The organism is Deinococcus radiophilus (assembly GCF_020889625.1).
In the GTDB taxonomy this organism is placed as follows: Bacteria; Deinococcota; Deinococci; order Deinococcales; family Deinococcaceae; genus Deinococcus; species Deinococcus radiophilus.
Genome location: NZ_CP086380.1, coordinates 2,037,501 through 2,054,770 on the forward strand (window position 1 = coordinate 2,037,501; position 17,270 = coordinate 2,054,770).

Below are 17,270 nucleotides of genomic sequence, written 5' to 3' on the forward strand. Positions count from 1 at the left end.
TCACCTGATTTTGATTGACAGTGAAGCCACTCCACAGCGCCAGCGCTTTACCCTGGCGCATGAAATCAGCCATGCGCTGCTGCTGAACGATCACGATCTGCTGAGTGACTTGCACGATCTGTACGAGGGTGACAAATTAGAACAGGCCATCGAAACGCTCTGCAATGTCGGGGCCGCCGCCATGTTGATGCCGCCTGCCTTGGTTGATGATGTCTACCGCCGTTTTGGAGCGACTGGGCGCACGCTGAGTGAGTTGGCCCGCCGGGCAGATGTCAGTGCGTCGGCGGCCCTCTATACGCTGGCAGCTCATACAGATACTGCCGTGATGTATGCCGTATGTGGGGCTGGGCGCGGCGCAGCAGGAACACTCCGGGTGCGGGCCAGCGCCGCATCGGCCAGCTTTCCTTACAGTCTTGCACCCGGGACTGCGATTCCCGAGGGTCACCCGGTCCAGGAGGCCCGGCTGTCTGGCCTGCCGGTGGAAACGACCAGCTACATTCCTTTTCGCTCTGGGCGCAAGATGCCAGCCTATGTCACGGCTTATCCAGCCGCGGGTATAGTCACAGCTGCCTTTGCGCTGGGCCAGGCCGAGTTGAGCCGCCTAGAGGCACGCGCCAATTCAGAGCTGTCAGTCTGAGGCTAGAAGGATATGCTGGCTGCCATGAATGTGCCCTGGCCGCAGCGATTCTATCAGCTCCGCTTTCGCCGTCCTCTGCCGGCTGGCCCCCACGTTCGCCGCGAGGAAGGAAGTTGGGTACTCCACTGGTCTGGCTGTGCGGTGATGGGCATCCTGAACGTGACGCCGGATTCGTTCAGCGACGGTGGCGTGCATCAGCAATTGGATTCAGCCTTGGCGCAGGCGCAGCGAATGCGGGAAGCTGGTGCCCTCCTGATAGATGTAGGCGGCGAAAGTACCCGTCCTGGATCAGAGGGGGTAGATGCCGCCGAAGAAATAGATCGGGTGCGTCCAGTGATCGCCGCGTTGGCAGCTGAGGGGTTCATCATCAGTGTGGATACCCTCAAGGCTGAAGTGGCACAGGCTGCGCTGGAGGCCGGCGCACATCTGGTGAATGACGTGTCGGGTCTGCGTGATCCTCAGATGGTCCAGGTCTGTGCCGAGGCGGGGGCTGCCGTGTGCCTGATGCACATGCAGGGCGAGCCGCGGTCCATGCAGGATCAGCCCCGGTACGGTGACGTGGTCGCTGAAGTACATGGCTATCTGCGCGGCGAGGCCGCCCGTGTGCAGGCAGCGGGTGTGCCGGATGTACTGCTGGACCCTGGCATCGGTTTCGGTAAAACGCTGGAGCATAATTTGGCCCTGCTAAGGGCCGTGCCGGATCTGGCCGCGTCATCCTGGCCGGTGCTGATCGGTGCCAGCCGCAAGGGGATGATCGGCAGGTTGACGGGTGAAAGCGTGGCGGCCCAGCGTGATCCTGGCTCACTCGCGGTGCATCTGCACGTCGCCCGTGCTGGGGCAGCCATGGTGCGGGTCCATGCGGTACCGGACCATGTGCAAGCACTGAAGGTGGCGGCGGCACTGGAAGGAGCAAAGGAATGAACAGCCGAGTGGTCTTGCAGGGACTGGAATTTTTCGGACGGCATGGGGTCTTCGCCGCCGAGGCTGAATTGGGAGCACGCTTCGTGGTGGATGCCGAGCTGCATTACCCTTTTGTCGACCTGGACGATGATCTGAGCGGCGCAGTCAACTATGCCGAGGCTTATGCCCTGATCTCCCGGACCGTCACACAGGAGCGCTTCGACCTGATCGAGACATTGGCCGCTACGCTGGCCCGCCAACTGCTGGCCGAATTTGCGCGCCTGGAAGCCGTGACCGTGCGCGTCCACAAACCTGCGGCGCCAGTGGCAGGCATTTTCCGTGACATCTACGCTGAGCTGAGCTTGGAACGGGAGAACAGAAATGACTGAGCCAGTCCGCTCGGTCACCGCTTATGTGGCGCTGGGGGCCAACCTGGGGGATGCGCTGGAAACGCTACGCTGGGCGGCCCGCAGCCTCACCGAGTTGGGGGAGATCACAGGCGTCAGTCGGCTGTACCACACGCGGCCCGTCGGTGGCCCGCCGGGACAACCCGATTATCTGAACGCGGTGGCTGAATTGCAGACGGTCCTCTCCCCGCTTGATCTACTGGACGGCTTGCAGAGCTTGGAACATCAGGCTGGCCGGACCCGTAATATTCGCTGGGAAGCCCGCGTGCTGGACCTGGACCTGATTTTGTACGGCGAGGCGGTCATCGCCTCTGAACGCCTGAGCGTGCCGCATCCCCTGGCCTGGGAGCGTGGCTTCGTGTTGGCTCCGCTGCATGATCTGGCTCCAGCACTATCCAATCCGGTGACGGGGCAGACGGTAGCGCAGGCCTTGGGGCAAGTAGATCAGACCGGAATCGTTGCTGGCAGCGGCCCCTGGCTGGGCGGCGCAGCTCCAGACGCGCTATTGTCAGGGATATGAACCGACAGACGACGCAATCCTCTGGTGGCGGCGCTGGCCGGACCGCCCTGTGGGTGGTGCTGGCCCTGGCGCTGGCGGCCCTGGCTTACCTGACCCTGGGACTGGCCATTCCCAACAATCCGCTGTACTCGGACCGCAGCGCCAACGGCATCAGCAAATACCAGTTCTTGGAAGCCTGCCAGGAGCAGATTCCCCACACGCCAGAAATGGAATCGGTACGCAGTGAGCTGACGGCCCAGAACATGCTGGGCGAGGATGACAGCCTGTACACCGAGCTGATTCCCGACTCCGAAGAACTGGTGGACAGCATCCGCGTGTCCAACGAGCCGGAAACCAGTTGGGAAATGACCGTCCCGGTGCGTGTGCACTCACAGCTGACTGGCAAGCCGCTGGCTCAAATCGTGTCGCAGTGCCGCTACGACCGTGAGCAGAACGCCGTGATGGTGATGCTGCGCCCCGCTCCTCAGGGTCTCTAAACCCTGGCTGTAGAGCACCGGCCCCCTACGGGGGCTTTTTTGATGTCACTGCCGCGAGTGACTTTGCCAGCGGTTCCACATTTCCTGGGCATAGGTTCGGACTGCGCCGTCGCCGGCGGTGCGGGCGTAGCTCACGCCCCAGCGCAGATGCCGCTCACTGCGGCCCTGTTGCCCGGCTTGTTCGCTGAGCTGGTGCAGACCCAGGTGGGTGCGGGCCAGCAGGGCATCCCGGTCCTGACTGGGCCTGAGCCGCGTGAGCAAGTCCAGGGCCTGTTCCAGCTGTGGCCTGGCCCGCTGCGGTTTACCCGCTGCCCAGGCCTGCTCTGCGGTGTGCAGGGCGTCGGCGGCGGCACTCAGTGAGGGTTTCATGGCCTCAGCATAGAGGGGCAGGTATGCTGAGCGCTATGGATGAAGTGGCCTGGGGCTGGATAGGAGCGGGACTGCTGATCGCCGCCGGATACGGTTGGGGCCGCCGGGTGTCGGCCAACGGGGTGACGGGCCTGTGGCTGGCGGTGATGATTGGCGTGACGCTGGCGGGCATTGTGCTGGTCGGGCAGTCGGCGCTGGCGGGGCAGGACTTACCAGTCACCGTGGGGTTGGTTGGGGCCGTAGCAGCCTCGTTGCTATCGGTGTACACGCCAGATCGCTAGGTTGCTGCCGGGTGTAGAAGCGCACATGGAACTGTAGAGCCACTTGAACCGCGTATAGAACAGCCCCGCTGCTCGGAGAGCTTCCGGCAGCGGGGTTCATGTGGGAGTTTAGCTTTCGCTGTTGCTGCTGTCAGGTACAGCTGGCGCAGGTGCGGGCTTGGTCTGGGCGCTGTTCTCGGCCGTGCTCTCAGGCCGGCTTTCCATGCGTGGGCGCTCACCCTGGGGACGGTCGCGGCGTGGACCACGGTCACCGCCGCGACCACCGTCACGCCCGCCAGGACGCGGGGTCCGGGGCTCACGGGGCGGGACTTTGCCTTCCAGCTCGGGGCGGATCAGGTCAATCTTGCCGCGGTCGTCAATGTTCACGATTTTGACCCGCACGGTGTCGTTCAGGTTCAGCACTTCTTCGACCATCTCGATGCGCTCTTCGCTCATCTGAGAGATGTGCAGCATGCCGTCCTGACCGGGGAACAGATTCACGAAAGCTCCGAACGGCGCGACCTTGACGACCTTACCCTCGAACTCGTCGCCCACCTTGGGCTGGTAGGTCACGGCTTTGATGCGCTCCTGCACGGCTTCGGCAGCGGTGCCACTGGCGCTGAAAATACGGACCAGACCGTCTTCCTCAATGGTCACCTGGGCGCCCATTGCTTCAAGCTCGCGCACCTGCTTGCCGCCGGGGCCGATCACTTTGCCGATCAGCTCGGGGTCAATTCGCATGGAGATGATGCGCGGGGCGGTGGGCGACAGCTCGGTCCGCGGAGCAGGCAGCACTTCGGCCATCTTGCCCAGGATGTGAAGGCGGGCCTCTTTGGCCTGGGCCAGCGCCTCACGCATGATGGCGGGGGTGATCCCACCGATTTTGATGTCCATCTGCAGCGCCGTGACGCCTTCAGCAGTCCCACAGACCTTGAAGTCCATGTCGCCCAGTGCGTCTTCCAGGCCCAGGATATCGGTCAGGATGCGGTACTGCCCACCTTCCATCACCAAGCCCATCGCCACGCCCGCTACCGGAGCCTTGATCGGCACCCCGGCGTCCATCAGTGACAGGGCGCCGCTGCATACTGTCGCCATGGAGCTGGAGCCGTTGGATTCCAGCACTTCGCCCACCACGCGGATCACGTAGGGGAAGTCCTCAAAGGAAGGCAGCACGGCGCTGAGTGCCCGCTTGGCCAGGTTGCCGTGGCCCACCTCGCGGCGCGACTGCCCGCCCATGCGCTTGACCTCGCCGGTGGAGTAGGGCGGGAAATTGTAGTGCAGCAGGAACTTGTCGCCGGTTTCATCAGTCAGGTCGTCAATCAGGATTTCGTCGCGCTCGGTGCCCAGGGTGGTGACACCCAATACCTGCGTTTCACCGCGTGTGAAGATGGCGCTGCCGTGTGCCATTGGAAGGGGCCGCGACTCGATCCAGATGGGGCGCACGGTGCGGGTGTTGCGCCCGTCGGCCCGTAGGTCCTCTTCAATGATCAGGCGGCGCAATTCCTGTTTTTCGACCTTGGAAAACGCAGCCTTCAGCTCGGCCACTTTGGCCTCGGCGCTGTCAATTTCGCCTTCGGGAATGCGGTCCTGAATCAGGCGGTCACGCAGGGCTTTGAGGTTGGTGCTGCGCTCCTGCTTACGCAGAGTCAGCAGGGCGTCACGCAGGCCGCCGGAGCGGGCCGCTTCGGCCAGTTCGGGCACCAGGTCGGGGTGCAGGTCTTCGTCGGCCAGATAGTTGAACTTGGGTAGGCCCAGCGCTTCCCGCATCTGCTCTATCAGGGTGATCACGCCCTGCATCTCGGCGTGGGCGAACTCGATGGCGGTCACCAGATCCTCTTCAGCAACGACCTGTGCCCCAGCTTCGACCATCATCACGGCGTCGCGGGTGCCGGCCACGACCAGATCCATGTCGGACTGGGCGAGTTGCGTGGTCGTAGGGTTGATGACGAACTCGCCGCCGATGCGTCCCACCCGTACGCAGGCAGTCGGACCAGCCCAGGGAATGTCGCTGATGCTTAGGGCTGCCGAAGCCCCGATGGGTCCCAGCACATCCGGCAGGTTCTGCTGATCGGCGCTCAGGACAGTAATGATGACCTGGGTTTCGTGGCGGTAGCCCTTGGGAAACAGTGGCCTGATCTGGCGGTCGGTAATGCGCGCCGAGAGAATCGCCTTTTCGCCGGGGCGGCCTTCGCGGCGCTGAAAGGACCCTGGAATCTTGCCGACCGCGTAGTGCCTTTCCTCGAATTCAACGGTGAGGGGCAGGAAGTCTAGTAGGCTTTTTTCCTGCCGACCCTGCGCGGTGACCAGCAACATGGTGTCGCCGTAGCGCAGCGTGACCGAGCCGCTGACCAGTTTGGCCAAGCGCCCGGTTTCCAGGGTCAGCTCGCGGCCCCCCAGCATGGTTTGGAATGTCTGTCCTAGCATCTCAGCAGTGTAGCCGCTGCGCCGCTGCTAAACTGAGGGGCGTGACCCCGAATGCCCCCTCCCGTCCCGGTGCTCAGCGTTCCAAAACGGAGGCAGCGGCCCGACTTGTCGGAGCAACCCAGCAATTCAAAAACTCGGTACGCGGCGCACTGCTCAGTGGCTATGAGGCCCGGCTCTACCGCCAGGTGCTGGCCCACGGTGGCGTGCCGCAGCACCTGGGACTGATTCTGGATGGCAACCGCCGCTTTGCACGGGCCGCTGGCGTGCAACAGGAGCTGGGCTACGAGTTCGGAATTGATAAGGCCCACGAGGTGATGGAGTGGTGCCTGGAACTGGGTATTCCTGCCGTGACCATCTGGGTGCTGAGCACCGACAACATCAGCCGTGATCCGGATGAGGTGAAGCACCTGATGAAACTGTTCCGCCGTGAGGCAGTGCGCTTATCGGTGGACCCCCGCATTCACCGCAACCGGGTGCAGGTCAAGGTGATCGGTCAGCACGATGATTTTCCGCCAGAAGTGATGTCGGCACTGGAGAGCCTGGAAGACGTGACTGCCGACTATGACGGCATGCGCCTGAACATTGCCCTGGGCTATGGAGGCCGCGAGGAGATCGTCAACGCGGTGCGCTGTCACCTGCGTAGCGAGGCCGAAGCCGGGCGTACCCTCAGCGAAGTGGCCGAAGGCCTGCACGCTGCGGACATCAGCCAGCACCTGTACACGGCGGGCATTCCCGACCCCGACTTCATTATCCGGACCAGCGGGGAGATCCGACTCTCGGGCTTCATGCTATGGCAGAGCGTCTACTCCGAGTATTACTTCTGCGACGTGTACTGGCCTGGGTTCCGGCGGGTAGATTTCTTGCGGGCACTCCGGGACTTTCAGGGCCGCAGCCGCCGCTTCGGCAAATAGCTTTCAGCTGTATCCATACCGAGCAACTAGCCCTCAAGCGTACTTGCCTGAGGACCTGACTTTAGATAAAGAAAATCAAGAATGTGATCTTGCGTGGTGCTTTAGAAGGGCTATTCCTGGGGAGTGTCACAGCGAGACGGCTCCTGAGCACTTTTGGGACGCAGCGCTGCAACTACGATGAACAACACCGTGAAGAGAGTAACCAGCAGCATTTCCATAGAAAACATTATGGCAGAATGAAGATGAAAAATCTGTGGACAAAGTTGCGCTAGAACGGCATTCGGGTGTTGTGACACCTAAATCAAAGATGTGAATCATGTGAGGATGTCAAAGGTCGGCCCTATTTCTAGGCTGTCAGATCGTCCATGTCTAGGCCGCCTGCCTTTAGAGCAGTGCGGAACTCGGCCGCCGTCACCGGCATGACACTCAGGCGGTTGCCTCGGCGGGTCAGGGGTGATTCGACCCAGGCGCTCAGGCTGCGCAGGTCGTCCAGCGTCACCAGCTGGCGCAACTCCACTACCGGCTGTACATCCACCATGCTCCAGCGTGGGTTGTCGGGCTGACTTTTGGGATCAAAGTAAGGGCTGTCCTTCTCAAATTGCAGGTCGTCTGGGTAGGCGGCGCGGGCGACGCGCATGACGCCAGCGATGTGTGGCGGCTGGGTAGTGGAGTGATACAGGAAGCACAGGTCGCCCGGCTGCATCTGGCGCAGGAAGTTGCGGGCCTGATAGTTGCGGATGCCGTTCCAGGGTTCGGTCCCGACAGCGACCAGGTCGGGCCAGCCAAAGACGTCGGGTTCGGATTTGAGGAGCCAAAAAGCCATGCTGCTTACTCTAAAGGCCATGGGCAGGAGCAGGAAACGGGGGTGCTTGGGCGCTTGCCGTCAAGGCAATACAGACAGTCTTGAGTCGCCTGCACTCATTACAATGCGCGCATGACCCGCACCGCGCTGCTGACCTGCCCACTCGACTGCCCCGACGCTTGCCGCCTGAAGGTCACGTTTGCGCCGGACGAGCAGGGGCGCGAGCGGCTGACGGCAGTGACCGGCGACCCACAGCATCCCTACACACGCGGGTTTGCCTGTGCCAAGACGGTGCATTACCCCTCGCGACAGAACCATCCGGATCGCCCACTGACGCCGCTGCGCCGCATGAACCCCAAGACCGACCCCGTGCCTCAGTGGGAAGCCGCCAGTTGGGACGAGGCGCTGGACGCCATCGCGGAGCGGCTACAGATGATTATCGAGGAACGCGGGGCACAGGCCATCTTGCCCTACCACTACGCGGGGACGATGGGCCTGATGGAAGGCACGCACGTGCATACGCTCTGGCGAGCACTGGGCGCGGCGGAAATAGAGGAAACCATCTGTGCCTCGGCGGGCAGCGCGGCGTGGGCGCTGGGCTACGGCCCCCGGCTGGTCCCCGATCCGCTGGACATCCCGCACGCCCGCCTGATCGTGCTGTGGGGCATCAACAGTCTGAGCACCAACAGCCACCTCACCCCGCAAATCACCGCCGCACGGAAAAATGGGGCGCGGGTGGTCTGCGTAGACCCCTACCGTAACCGCACCGCTGCCTTTGCCGACACCCACTACAAGCTGCGGCCCGGCAGCGACGCGGCGCTGGTGCTGGGCATCATGCATCAGTTGTTTGTGAATGGCTGGACCGATGACGCCTACATCGCCGAGCTGACGGAGGGCGTAGCTGAGCTGCGGGCCGAAGCCGAGGGGTGGGACGCTGGCCGCACCGCTGGCGCAACTGGACTGACCGAAGGCGAGGTGTTGGAACTGGCCCGTCTGATCGGCACCACCCGGCCTACCTATATCCGCCTCGGTTACGGCATGACCCGCCATGAGTTCGGCGGCACTGGCCTGCGGGCAGTGTCGCTGTTGCCCGCGCTGACAGGGGACTGGCGGCACCGGGGCGGCGGCGCAGCACTGAGCAGCGGGGGAGCCTTCGCGCTGAACCGCACCCGGCTGGGCGGCGCCCATCTGCTGCGTGAGGATGTGCCACTTGTCAATATGAACTGCCTGGCCGACGCCCTGGACCCGGCAGCGGGCTTCGGGGCCACGGTGATCTACAACTGCAACCCGGCCACCGTCGCGCCGGATTCGGACCGGGTGCGGGCAGGGCTGGCGCGGGAAGACCTGCTGGTGGTGGTGCTGGAACAGGCCATGACTGAGACGGCGGCGCTGGCCGACTGGGTGCTGCCCGCCGCCACCTTCGTGGAGCACGAGGACGTGTTTACCAGCTACGGCCATCACTGGCTCGGCTACAACCGCGCCGAACTGGAACCGCTGGGCGAGGCCAAACCCAACACCTGGATCATGCAGGAGCTGGGCCGCCGCCTGGGTGTGACGGCACCAGAACTGTACTGGACGGTGGACGATCTGCTGGCTGACCTGTTAGACACGGGCCATCCGCATCTGGCCGGCATCACCCCCGAGCGGCTCAAAGAGGCCGGAACGCTGCGGCTCAGTCTGCCGGAGGAATGGAGGCCCTACGCGCATGAGGTGCCCACCCCGTCAGGCCGGGTTCAGTTAACCCCAGTGCCGCGTCAGCAGGAGGCGCAGGCCGCGCTGACCCCCGACTTCCCGCTGCGGCTGTTGACCCCGCCCGCGCACCATTTCCTGAACTCGACCTATGGCCTGTTGGAACGTCTGAACCGCGCTGAGGGCGCCGAACCGTCGGTGATGGTGCACCCGCAGGATGCCCAGGCTTATGCCCTACAAGGCGGCAGCTACGTCCGCCTGATCAGTGAGCAGGGCGAGGTACAGCGCCGCGTGCAGGTGACAGATGCCGCGCAGCCCGGCGTGGCGGTGGCTGAAGGCATCTGGTGGGGCACGCAGGCTCCCGACGGGAAGAGCATCAACTCCCTGACGGCCCAGACCTTGACCGACCTGGGCGGCGGCAGCACTTTTCACAACACCCGGATTCGGATCGAGCCGCTGGGCACGGATCTCAGCGTAGACGGAAAGGAACTGCATCTATGACCCTGACCCTGCATTCCATGTCGCCCACACGTTTTGCCGCCTACGTCCAGGCCAGTTCACTCGACTACGCGGCCCAAAACGTGCGGGCCGGGCGCTGGTCCGCCGAGGAGGCTGAGGCCCGTGCTGCTGCCGACTACGCGCAGTTGCTGCCCCAGGGCGTGGAGACGCCTGGACATCATCTCTATCTGCTGCTGGACGATGCGGGGCAGGAGGCCGGTGTGCTGTGGTACGCCGAGCGGGGAGAGGGGGAATGGTTCATCTACGATTTCGCCGTCCACCCACCGTTTCAGGGGCAGGGCTACGGGCAGCGGGCGTTGGAGAGTCTGCGCGAACTGGCCCAGCGTCAAGGGGTGCGGAGCATCGGGCTGCATGTGTTCGGGCACAACGACCGTGCCCGGCGGCTGTACGAGCGGCTGGGTTTTGAGACTGTCAGCGTACTGATGCGCTTAGCTGTGCCGCTCAGCCCCTAAACTGACCGGATGTATCCTGAAGAGTGGCTGGACGAAGTCAACGACCGCGACGAGGTGGTCGGCCGGATAGAGCGGCAGTCCCACTGGGGAGCGCCGCAGTCGGGCCGCTTTGTGCGGGTGGTCAATGCCTTTGTGGTGAACCGCCAGGGCGAGCTGTGGATTCCGCGCCGCACCTTGACCAAGCGTGCCTTTCCGGGTTGCTTGGACATGAGCGTGGGCGGGCATGTGGACGCGGGCGAGAGCTACGAGGCCGCCTTCCAGCGTGAAGCCAGGGAAGAACTGAACTGGGACATCAGCGGCATGGACTGGCAGGAGGTGGCTTATTTCTCCCCGCTGAATACATCGCTGAGCGCTTTTATGCGGGTGTATGTGATTCGCAGCGACGTGGCCCCACCCTATAACCCCGCAGACTTCAGTGGGGCTGAGTGGCTGACTCCAGCTGCCCTGCTGGCCCGCATTGAGGCAGGTGTCCCGGCCAAAGGTGATTTGGCTGATCTAGTACGCCTGTGCGCAGACCGACTGACATGACGGTCCCCAACAGGTTTGAAGCGGCGCTGCACCAGAGTGGCTTTGGCGGTACGGTTGGTCTACTGATTCAGGATGAGACGGGTCATGAAATATGTAGCCTGAACGCGGACCGGGTTTTTCCGGCAGCCAGTCTGATCAAGGTGCCGCTCTTGATCCTGGGCTTGCAGGCGGTACAGCGCGGCGGGCTGGCCTTGGAAGACCGCCTGCCGCTCCCTGCCGCTGAGCAGGTGCCCGGCGCAGGCGTGCTGCATGAGCTGGGGCCGGGGCTATTCCTGTCCTGGCAGGATTTGCTCACGCTGATGATTATCGTCAGCGACAACACGGCTACCAATGTGGTGATTGACTGCCTGCGGCTGAGTGCCGTTCAGGCCGCGCTGCCTGGTCTAGGACTGGCCCACACTCGGCTGGTTGGAAAGCTGCAGCAGCCTCCAGAACGGTACAATGCGGCCCAACGGCGCGGTGAACGGAATCAGACCACGCCCCGCGACATGCTGCGGCTGCTGCAACGGCTGCGGCGCGGCGAATATCTGGACCCAGTGCATACCGCACTGGCCCTGGACATCCTGGGCCGCCAGCAACTGCGCGATTTGATCGGGCGGCGCGTGCCCTGCGGCGCCGATGGTGAGCCGCTGTACCGCGTGCTGAGCAAAAGTGGCGAGCTGACGGGTGTTCACCACGACGTCGGCTGGCTGCTGACCCCGCGCCCGCTGGCGGTGGCCTGCCTCAGCCAGGGCGGCGAGGATGCCCGCGAACACCCCGAAAACCGCGACGTGCTTCGGCTGGCCGATGCGCTGTGGCCCGTACTGGAGCGAGAAGGATTCAGAGATTTGAAGGCTGCTTTCCGCAACCTTCTCGAATATGACCAACCAAATTGACCCAGAGCTGGCCCTGGGTCAATCCGGGTCGGGCTCACACCTCGCCACCGATTAGCGCAGGTACTCGGTGCCTTCTTCAAGGCTCTCTACCCAGGCGGCCAGCAGGTCAATCACGGCCTGCAGGTCGCGCCCGTCGATCATTTCGCTGGGCGAGTGCATGTAGCGGTTGGGAATGCTCAGCACGGCGCTGGGCACGCCCCCACGGCTCATGGTCAGGGCGTCGCCGTCGGTAAAAGTAAAGCGGCCCGTGGCACTCAGGGTGTAAGGAATGCCTTTTTTGCCGGCCACGTCCATCAGCTGGCGGTTGACCACCGGGCTGCTCATCGGGCCAATCGCCAGGCTGCCGCCGGAGCCGAAGGGGCTTTCGCCGTACTTCTTGGGATCCACGCCGACCTGGTTGCTTTCGTGGCAGACGTCTACCGCGACCCCCGCAACCGGGCGGGCCCTAAAGGCGCTGATGGTGGCCCCAAACACGCCGATCTCTTCTTGGCTGTTGCCGATGGCGATCACGCGGTGCTTGAGCGCCTGGCCACCTTCGTGGACTTTGCGCAGCGCTTCCAGCACCGCGAAAGACCCGGCGCGGTTGTCCAGGGCGCGGGCCACGATCTTGGTGCCCACCATCAGAGGCTGCTGTTCAATGACGCCATACGTGCCCACGGGGACAGCAGCTTTGACATCGTCGCCGTCTAGTCCAATGTCAATCCAGAGGTCTTCAAGCTTGCTGGCCTTTTCGCGGTCTTCGGGGGTCATCACGTGAATGGCTTTCTTGCCGATCACGCCAATGACATCGCCGCCGGGAGCCAGCAGACGGATGCGCTGACCGACCAGCACCTGTGGGTCCCAGCCACCGACGGGCAGGAAGTAGATAAAGCCTTTTTCGTTCACGTGCGACACGATCAGGCCGATTTCGTCCAGGTGGCCCATCATCACCACGGCAGGGCCGTCTTCGGGACCGACTTCGGCATAGACATTGCCGTAATGATCCTCACTGACTCGGGCAAACGTCGCAGCTTCACGCTTCCAGACATCGGCAGCGCGGCGCTCCAGACCACTGGGGCCAGCGGCTTTCAGCAGCTCAAACAAGAAATCCTGATGTTTAATAGCGTTTTCTTTAGGGGGCATGCCTTCCAGTCTAAGCCTATGACCGCTAAGGTAGGGGGCATGCCGCGCCCTGCCCCCCCATACCAGAGTGCTGCGCTTCCGGTCCGGGTAACGGTTCATGCCCAGGCCCACCATTTGCCGCAGTACAGTCGCCCCGAAGGTCAATGCTTTGCGTATGTCGTGCGCCTGGAAAATGAAGACGATCAAACCTGGCGGCTGATTTCACGTTACTGGCTGATCACTGACAGTAAGGGCCGCTGCACCGAAGTGGAAGGCGAAGGTGTAGTGGGACAGCAGCCCCTTCTGGCGGCTGGAGCTGTGTTTGTGTACGACTCTTTCGTGACGGTGCCTGACGCGCCTGCACGCATGGCAGGTCACTACATCATGGAAAACGCCTGGGGTGAACGCTGCCAGGTCGAAATTTCCGCGTTTCGGCTGGTCGTTGATGAGCGCCTGCTGAACTGAGCGCCCTGACGCGGAGGATGAGAGGGTTTGAACTGGCCTAGGCCTAAGGTCAGGGCGTGGATGTGGCTTTTTAAGGCGTTATGATGCGCTGATCTGCTCTAAACTGCTGGGTATGGATCAAGAGCGTCAGCGGGGCAGACTGGACGGAGTGAGAGAAGCGCTGCGGGGCAGTATGACCGCCTGGGCGACCATAGAAGTGCGTGGCGATCAGGCCTGGGTGGTCCCGGCACCGCAACTGATGGCACTGGCAGCGCGGCTGGATCAGGCCGATTCTGGTTGGTCGCTGACCTGGGCCTGTGATTCCATGACGCCGCCAGTGGTGCGTGCGCGGCTGTGTGCAGCGGGTCTGGAGCGTGAAGGGCTGGCCACGGGTCACACCCTGGAAGACGCCAAACTGGCGGCCCTGGCAGGGGCGGCGCAACTGTATGGCGTGGCCGCGCAGGTAGAAGGTCACTGGGTGGACTATGACCCCGAAGAGGGTGCAGACACCAGCCTGCTGGAAGCTGAAGCCGAAGCTGAAGTGGCCCCGGCTGTGCGGTCCAGCTTGCCGCCTGAGCCGCCCCGCGATCCCCAGATGGACAAGGCCCGCAGCCATATTGATGACCTGATCTCCCAGATTCGGGCAGCGGGTTTGGGCAAGCAGATTACGCCAGTGCTGATGCGCGGCTACGGTGAAACGCTCGAAGAAAGCCGTCAGATCTACAAAGAATTGCAAGCCGTTTTGCGGGAAGCCGAGTAGCTCCATTATGCGAGCGGTTGAAGGTCCGCCCAGGAGCCAGGAGCCATGACCGAAGCTTCAGCAGCACCTGCTGCGCCGGATCTGCGTAAATTTATTGCCATTGGCGATATTCACGCGGATTTCGGCAAGCTGTGGGCCGCCCTGCGCTCGGCGGGGTGCGCGACCCCGGATGGACGTCCGACCCGGCCCGTACTGAGTGGGCTGTATCAGGTGGTGCTGCTGGGCGATCTGGTTCACCCCAAAAGCCAGCGCCAGTACGACGAGCTGATCGGCGGTGCGTATGATCACCGCAACCCTGACCACACGGCTCAGGCCGCGGCCTGGCAAATGGAAGAGTTGCGGCGGGTACGTGACTTTCAGGCCCAGGCACCGGGATCGGTCCACATCATCCTGGGCAACCATGACGACGTGCTGATTCAGCCGCGCTTCGTGCTGGGCACTGGCGGTGGCCTGCAACACACCGAATTTGACCCGCACCATGGGGGTGTAGCTCTGCCCCCGGACTTGGTGGCCTGGGTGGGTGGGTTTCTGCGCGAGTTGCGGGTTGGTGGCGTACAGTTCGCCCATGTCGGGCCGCTGCCTTCCCACGCTCAGTACGACGATCTCTTCTATGTGGACCGCTCGCCCAAACGCTGGTTTCTGGAAACCCCCGAATATGTGGAGATGGCAGGCTTGGCTTTTGGGGTTTACGGTCATACCCAGATGGACCGGGGCATCGTGGTCCATGAAGGCTACCGCTTTGCTCTGGTAGACGCTCTGCATTGCCGCGAATACCTAGAGATGATGATTGCACCGGGCCGCGAGACTCCGCTACACAACTGGCGTATTGTGACCTTCTGACCGGCTTGCGGGTGGCTCTCTATTCTGCGGGCACAGTGTCCCCATCGGTGCTCCCGTGAACGAGGATGTCCCGGGCTACCGTGGGTGTCAGGGTCAGCGGGGTCCAGACCGTGCTTTGACTGCCGGGCGGCGGTGCTATTTCCAGTTCCAGTCCTTCCGCGTCTGCCGCTATGACCAGCACTTCCGCCTCAGGGCGCAGGCCTGATTCCAGCAGGCGGCGGAGCAGGGCTCTGTCCAAATCCGGCACCCTGGAGATCCGCTCCTGATCGCCTGCCCGAAGACTGCTCAGCGGGCGTTCAGGGCGCTGTGGCAACTGTCCGCCCAGACTGGGGATGGGATCGCCGTGCGGATCATATTCGGGTTCGCCCAGCCAGGCTGCCATCCGTGCTTCCAGCCGCTCCGAGAGGGCGTGTTCCAGGGCTTCGGCTTCCTCATGGACCTCTTCAAGCGGGACACCTAACGCCCGGTAGAGGAACAGTTCCAGCAGGCGGTGGTGGCGCAGCACTTCCAGCGCCGCCCTTTCGCCTTCGATCGTCAGCGTGGCGCCCCGGTAAGGGGCATGCAGGACCAGACCCTGTTCGGTCAACTTGCGGAGCATGCCAGTGACGCTGGCAGGCGCGACTTCCAGCGCGTCGGCCAGTGCCTGGGTGGAGACCCGCCCCTGCCGGGACAGCAGATACATGTGCTTGAGATAGTCCTCGGCAGCGGGTGACAGTAAGGCGGTGCGGCTCATTGTTTTTAGGATACCCGAAACCTGGTGAGGTGGCTGTCTCAAGTGCCGAGCTACCTCGCTGCCTGCTCAGATCACTTTGACGCTAGCCTGAACTTTCCATGACCGATGCTGCCCCTGACCATGTTGCCCAGGACAATCTTGCGGCCCAGTCTGCCTACGACTGGCTGTACTCGCAGACCCGCGCTGCAGCTGGCCGGGGACGGGGACCGGAACAGGCCCGCGCTCTGATGGACCTCCTGGGCGCACCGGACCGGCAGTTCCGCTCCCTGCGGGTGGTGGGTACCAACGGCAAGGGCAGCACCTGCGCCATGCTGGAGGCGGGCTTGCAAGCAGCGGGCCTGCGGGTCGGGCGCTTTACCAGCCCGCACCTAGACCGCTTCGAAGAACGGATACGGGTGGATGGCCGCGAGTTGGATCCGGCTGAAACCCTGAAATTCATTGCCTGGGCGCAGCAGCAGGCCCAGACCTTCGCTTTCTTCGACTTGACCCTGGGGCTGGCTGCACAGGCTTTTGCCCGGCAGGAGGTAGATGTTGCGGTGATGGAAGCCGGTGTCGGGGGCCGCAGCGACGCCACCGACGCGCTGGCACGGGTTGAGGCGGTCCTGCTGACCAACGTAGGCCTGGACCATACGGCTGCGCTGGGAGGCACGGTGGCGGCCATCGCCGCCGACAAGGCTGGGGCCGCCCGCGCAGGCGTACCCCTCCTGACCACCGCTGGGCCGGAGGCACTGCCTGTGATTCAGTCCGTCGCCACCGATCTCGGTGCGCTGCTGTATACGCCTGCCACCCACCCGGAGCTCTTCCGCTTGCCTCACGCGCCTTCACTCTTAGGCCCACACCAGCGTGAAAATGCTTCGTTGGCTGTGGCCACCCTGCGCCTACTGGGGTATGAGGCTGGCGTATCGGTGGCCTTATCCGCCAAGCATCCTGGAAGGCTGGAAGCCCTGAGGCTACGGGGCCGGACAGTATGGCTGGATGGTGCCCACAACCCACCCGCAGCGCGTGCTCTGGCGGCCAGCCTGCGTGGGGTTGATGTGGCTCTGTTCGGCAGTTTCGCGCGCAAAGATACGGACCAGACCCTTGCTCCCTTGCTCCCGTTGGCCCCCCTCTGGGTCTTTACTGCACCCGGCGAGGACGGGGCCACCCCGCCCGCCAGGCTGGCCGAGCATTATGGGGGTCAGGCCATCTTGGACCCTACCGTAGCCCTCCGCGTCGCCTTAGAGCAGACCCCACCTGGCGGGACGCTACTGGTCACGGGCAGCCTGTATTTGGTTGGTCTGGCCCGGCAGTGGGTGTTGCGTCAGGCAGAGGAGTAAGGCGCTGCCAGGCCAGCAACTGGGAAGCGTTCTCTGTGGCTTGACGCCCTCAGCGGCCACCTGTATACTCTTTTACGCTCATGTAGAGCGTCCCCGGTAGGGCATCATAGGGATATGGTGTAATTGGCAACACAGCAGATTCTGGTTCTGTTATTCAGGGTTCGAGTCCTTGTATCCCTGCCACTGCCACCGGGGAATGACCATAGGGATATGGTGTAATTGGCAACACAGCAGATTTTGGTTCTGTTATTCAGGGTTCGAGTCCTTGTATCCCTGCCACAGAAAGCGGAGGCCCCTTGGGTAACTC

20 protein-coding genes and 2 tRNA genes (1 of these 22 only partly in view) are annotated in these 17,270 nt (G+C 63.3%); 17 read left to right on the top strand and 5 right to left on the bottom strand.

Translation table 11 applies throughout. The features are described from left to right. The 5 genes in view from LMT64_RS10260 to LMT64_RS10280 are tightly spaced (at most 24 nt apart) and all read left to right on the top strand, a layout consistent with a single transcriptional unit that may run on beyond the window. Positions 1-637: the 3' portion of an ImmA/IrrE family metallo-endopeptidase gene (locus tag LMT64_RS10260; protein ID WP_229253213.1), read on the top strand. It extends 149 nt beyond the left edge of the window; the window shows 637 of its 786 coding nt (coding positions 150-786); the start codon falls outside the window, past its left edge; the stop codon is at positions 635-637. Positions 638-661: 24 nt separating this feature from the next. Next, positions 662-1,558: a dihydropteroate synthase gene (gene folP / locus LMT64_RS10265; RefSeq protein ID WP_229253214.1), complete on the top strand. Its 897-nt coding sequence runs from the start codon at positions 662-664 to the stop codon at positions 1,556-1,558. Beyond that, a complete protein-coding gene (folB, locus tag LMT64_RS10270) occupies positions 1,555-1,926 on the top strand; it encodes a dihydroneopterin aldolase (RefSeq protein WP_126353076.1) in 372 nt (123 codons plus the stop codon). Before folP ends, folB begins: the two co-directional genes overlap by 4 nt. Then, positions 1,919-2,464, top strand: coding sequence for a 2-amino-4-hydroxy-6-hydroxymethyldihydropteridine diphosphokinase (gene folK, locus LMT64_RS10275; RefSeq protein ID WP_126353075.1), 546 nt, complete (start codon positions 1,919-1,921; stop codon positions 2,462-2,464). The genes folB and folK overlap by 8 nt, the downstream gene beginning before the upstream one ends. Continuing rightward, positions 2,461-2,940, top strand: a complete 480-nt coding sequence (locus LMT64_RS10280; protein ID WP_126353073.1) for a hypothetical protein — start codon at positions 2,461-2,463, stop codon at positions 2,938-2,940. Before folK ends, LMT64_RS10280 begins: the two co-directional genes overlap by 4 nt. A gap of 45 nt (positions 2,941-2,985) precedes the next feature. Here LMT64_RS10280 and LMT64_RS10285 read toward each other — a convergent pair whose 3' ends face one another. Then, positions 2,986-3,309: a hypothetical protein gene (locus LMT64_RS10285; protein ID WP_126353071.1), complete on the bottom strand. Its 324-nt coding sequence runs from the start codon at positions 3,307-3,309 to the stop codon at positions 2,986-2,988. Positions 3,310-3,344: 35 nt separating this feature from the next. On the opposite strand from LMT64_RS10285, the gene LMT64_RS10290 reads away from it, so the two are divergent. After that, complete coding sequence (locus LMT64_RS10290) at positions 3,345-3,590, top strand: hypothetical protein (protein WP_126353069.1); 246 nt, start codon at positions 3,345-3,347, stop codon at positions 3,588-3,590. A gap of 108 nt (positions 3,591-3,698) precedes the next feature. On the opposite strand, the gene pnp is transcribed toward LMT64_RS10290, so the two are convergent. Beyond that, a complete protein-coding gene (gene pnp / locus LMT64_RS10295; protein ID WP_126353068.1) occupies positions 3,699-5,993 on the bottom strand; it encodes a polyribonucleotide nucleotidyltransferase in 2,295 nt (764 codons plus the stop codon). A gap of 41 nt (positions 5,994-6,034) precedes the next feature. Between pnp and LMT64_RS10300 the strand changes: the two genes are divergently transcribed. Next, positions 6,035-6,904: an isoprenyl transferase gene (locus LMT64_RS10300; protein ID WP_229253215.1), complete on the top strand. Its 870-nt coding sequence runs from the start codon at positions 6,035-6,037 to the stop codon at positions 6,902-6,904. Positions 6,905-7,250: 346 nt separating this feature from the next. Here LMT64_RS10300 and LMT64_RS10305 read toward each other — a convergent pair whose 3' ends face one another. Further along, positions 7,251-7,727, bottom strand: coding sequence for an EVE domain-containing protein (locus tag LMT64_RS10305; protein ID WP_126353064.1), 477 nt, complete (start codon positions 7,725-7,727; stop codon positions 7,251-7,253). 111 nt (positions 7,728-7,838) lie between these two features. Here LMT64_RS10305 and LMT64_RS10310 point away from each other — a divergent pair, with 111 nt between their 5' ends. From LMT64_RS10310 to LMT64_RS10325, 4 genes are read left to right on the top strand one after another with little or no spacing between them, the layout of a single operon-like run. Then, on the top strand, positions 7,839-9,896 hold the full coding sequence (locus LMT64_RS10310) for a molybdopterin oxidoreductase family protein (RefSeq protein WP_126353062.1): 2,058 nt from the start codon (positions 7,839-7,841) through the stop codon (positions 9,894-9,896). Then, positions 9,893-10,366, top strand: a complete 474-nt coding sequence (locus LMT64_RS10315) for a GNAT family N-acetyltransferase (RefSeq protein WP_126353061.1) — start codon at positions 9,893-9,895, stop codon at positions 10,364-10,366. Before LMT64_RS10310 ends, LMT64_RS10315 begins: the two co-directional genes overlap by 4 nt. A gap of 9 nt (positions 10,367-10,375) precedes the next feature. Beyond that, complete coding sequence (locus LMT64_RS10320; RefSeq protein WP_126353059.1) at positions 10,376-10,894, top strand: NUDIX hydrolase; 519 nt, start codon at positions 10,376-10,378, stop codon at positions 10,892-10,894. Next, positions 10,891-11,769 carry a serine hydrolase gene (locus LMT64_RS10325; RefSeq protein WP_126353057.1) on the top strand — a complete coding sequence of 293 codons (879 nt, stop codon included), beginning with the start codon at positions 10,891-10,893 and terminating at the stop codon, positions 11,767-11,769. The genes LMT64_RS10320 and LMT64_RS10325 overlap by 4 nt, the downstream gene beginning before the upstream one ends. Positions 11,770-11,820: 51 nt before the next feature. On the opposite strand, the gene LMT64_RS10330 is transcribed toward LMT64_RS10325, so the two are convergent. Further along, positions 11,821-12,891 (bottom strand): M20/M25/M40 family metallo-hydrolase, encoded by a 1,071-nt coding sequence (locus LMT64_RS10330; protein ID WP_229253216.1) that lies wholly within the window; start codon positions 12,889-12,891, stop codon positions 11,821-11,823. An 18-nt stretch (positions 12,892-12,909) separates the two neighbouring features. On the opposite strand from LMT64_RS10330, the gene apaG reads away from it, so the two are divergent. From apaG to LMT64_RS10345, 3 genes are all read left to right on the top strand, one after another. After that, positions 12,910-13,335: a Co2+/Mg2+ efflux protein ApaG gene (apaG, locus tag LMT64_RS10335; RefSeq protein WP_229253217.1), complete on the top strand. Its 426-nt coding sequence runs from the start codon at positions 12,910-12,912 to the stop codon at positions 13,333-13,335. 112 nt (positions 13,336-13,447) lie between these two features. Next, the gene (locus LMT64_RS10340; RefSeq protein ID WP_229253218.1) at positions 13,448-14,074 is read left to right on the top strand and encodes a single-stranded DNA-binding protein; all 627 of its coding nucleotides are present in this window, start codon (positions 13,448-13,450) and stop codon (positions 14,072-14,074) included. 45 nt (positions 14,075-14,119) lie between these two features. Further along, positions 14,120-14,914, top strand: coding sequence for a metallophosphoesterase (locus LMT64_RS10345; protein WP_126353053.1), 795 nt, complete (start codon positions 14,120-14,122; stop codon positions 14,912-14,914). Positions 14,915-14,933: 19 nt separating this feature from the next. On the opposite strand, the gene LMT64_RS10350 is transcribed toward LMT64_RS10345, so the two are convergent. Then, entirely contained in the window at positions 14,934-15,647 is a 714-nt protein-coding gene (locus tag LMT64_RS10350) for a metal-dependent transcriptional regulator (protein ID WP_126353051.1), read from the bottom strand. A gap of 98 nt (positions 15,648-15,745) precedes the next feature. On the opposite strand from LMT64_RS10350, the gene LMT64_RS10355 reads away from it, so the two are divergent. The 3 genes from LMT64_RS10355 (at position 15,746) to LMT64_RS10365 (ending at position 17,242) form a co-directional block, all read left to right on the top strand. Next, a complete protein-coding gene (locus LMT64_RS10355; protein ID WP_126353049.1) occupies positions 15,746-16,963 on the top strand; it encodes a bifunctional folylpolyglutamate synthase/dihydrofolate synthase in 1,218 nt (405 codons plus the stop codon). 108 nt (positions 16,964-17,071) lie between these two features. Then, a tRNA-Gln gene (locus tag LMT64_RS10360) sits at positions 17,072-17,146 on the top strand. Between the two features lie 21 nt (positions 17,147-17,167). Next, a tRNA-Gln gene (locus LMT64_RS10365) sits at positions 17,168-17,242 on the top strand. Positions 17,243-17,270 lie beyond the last annotated feature (28 nt).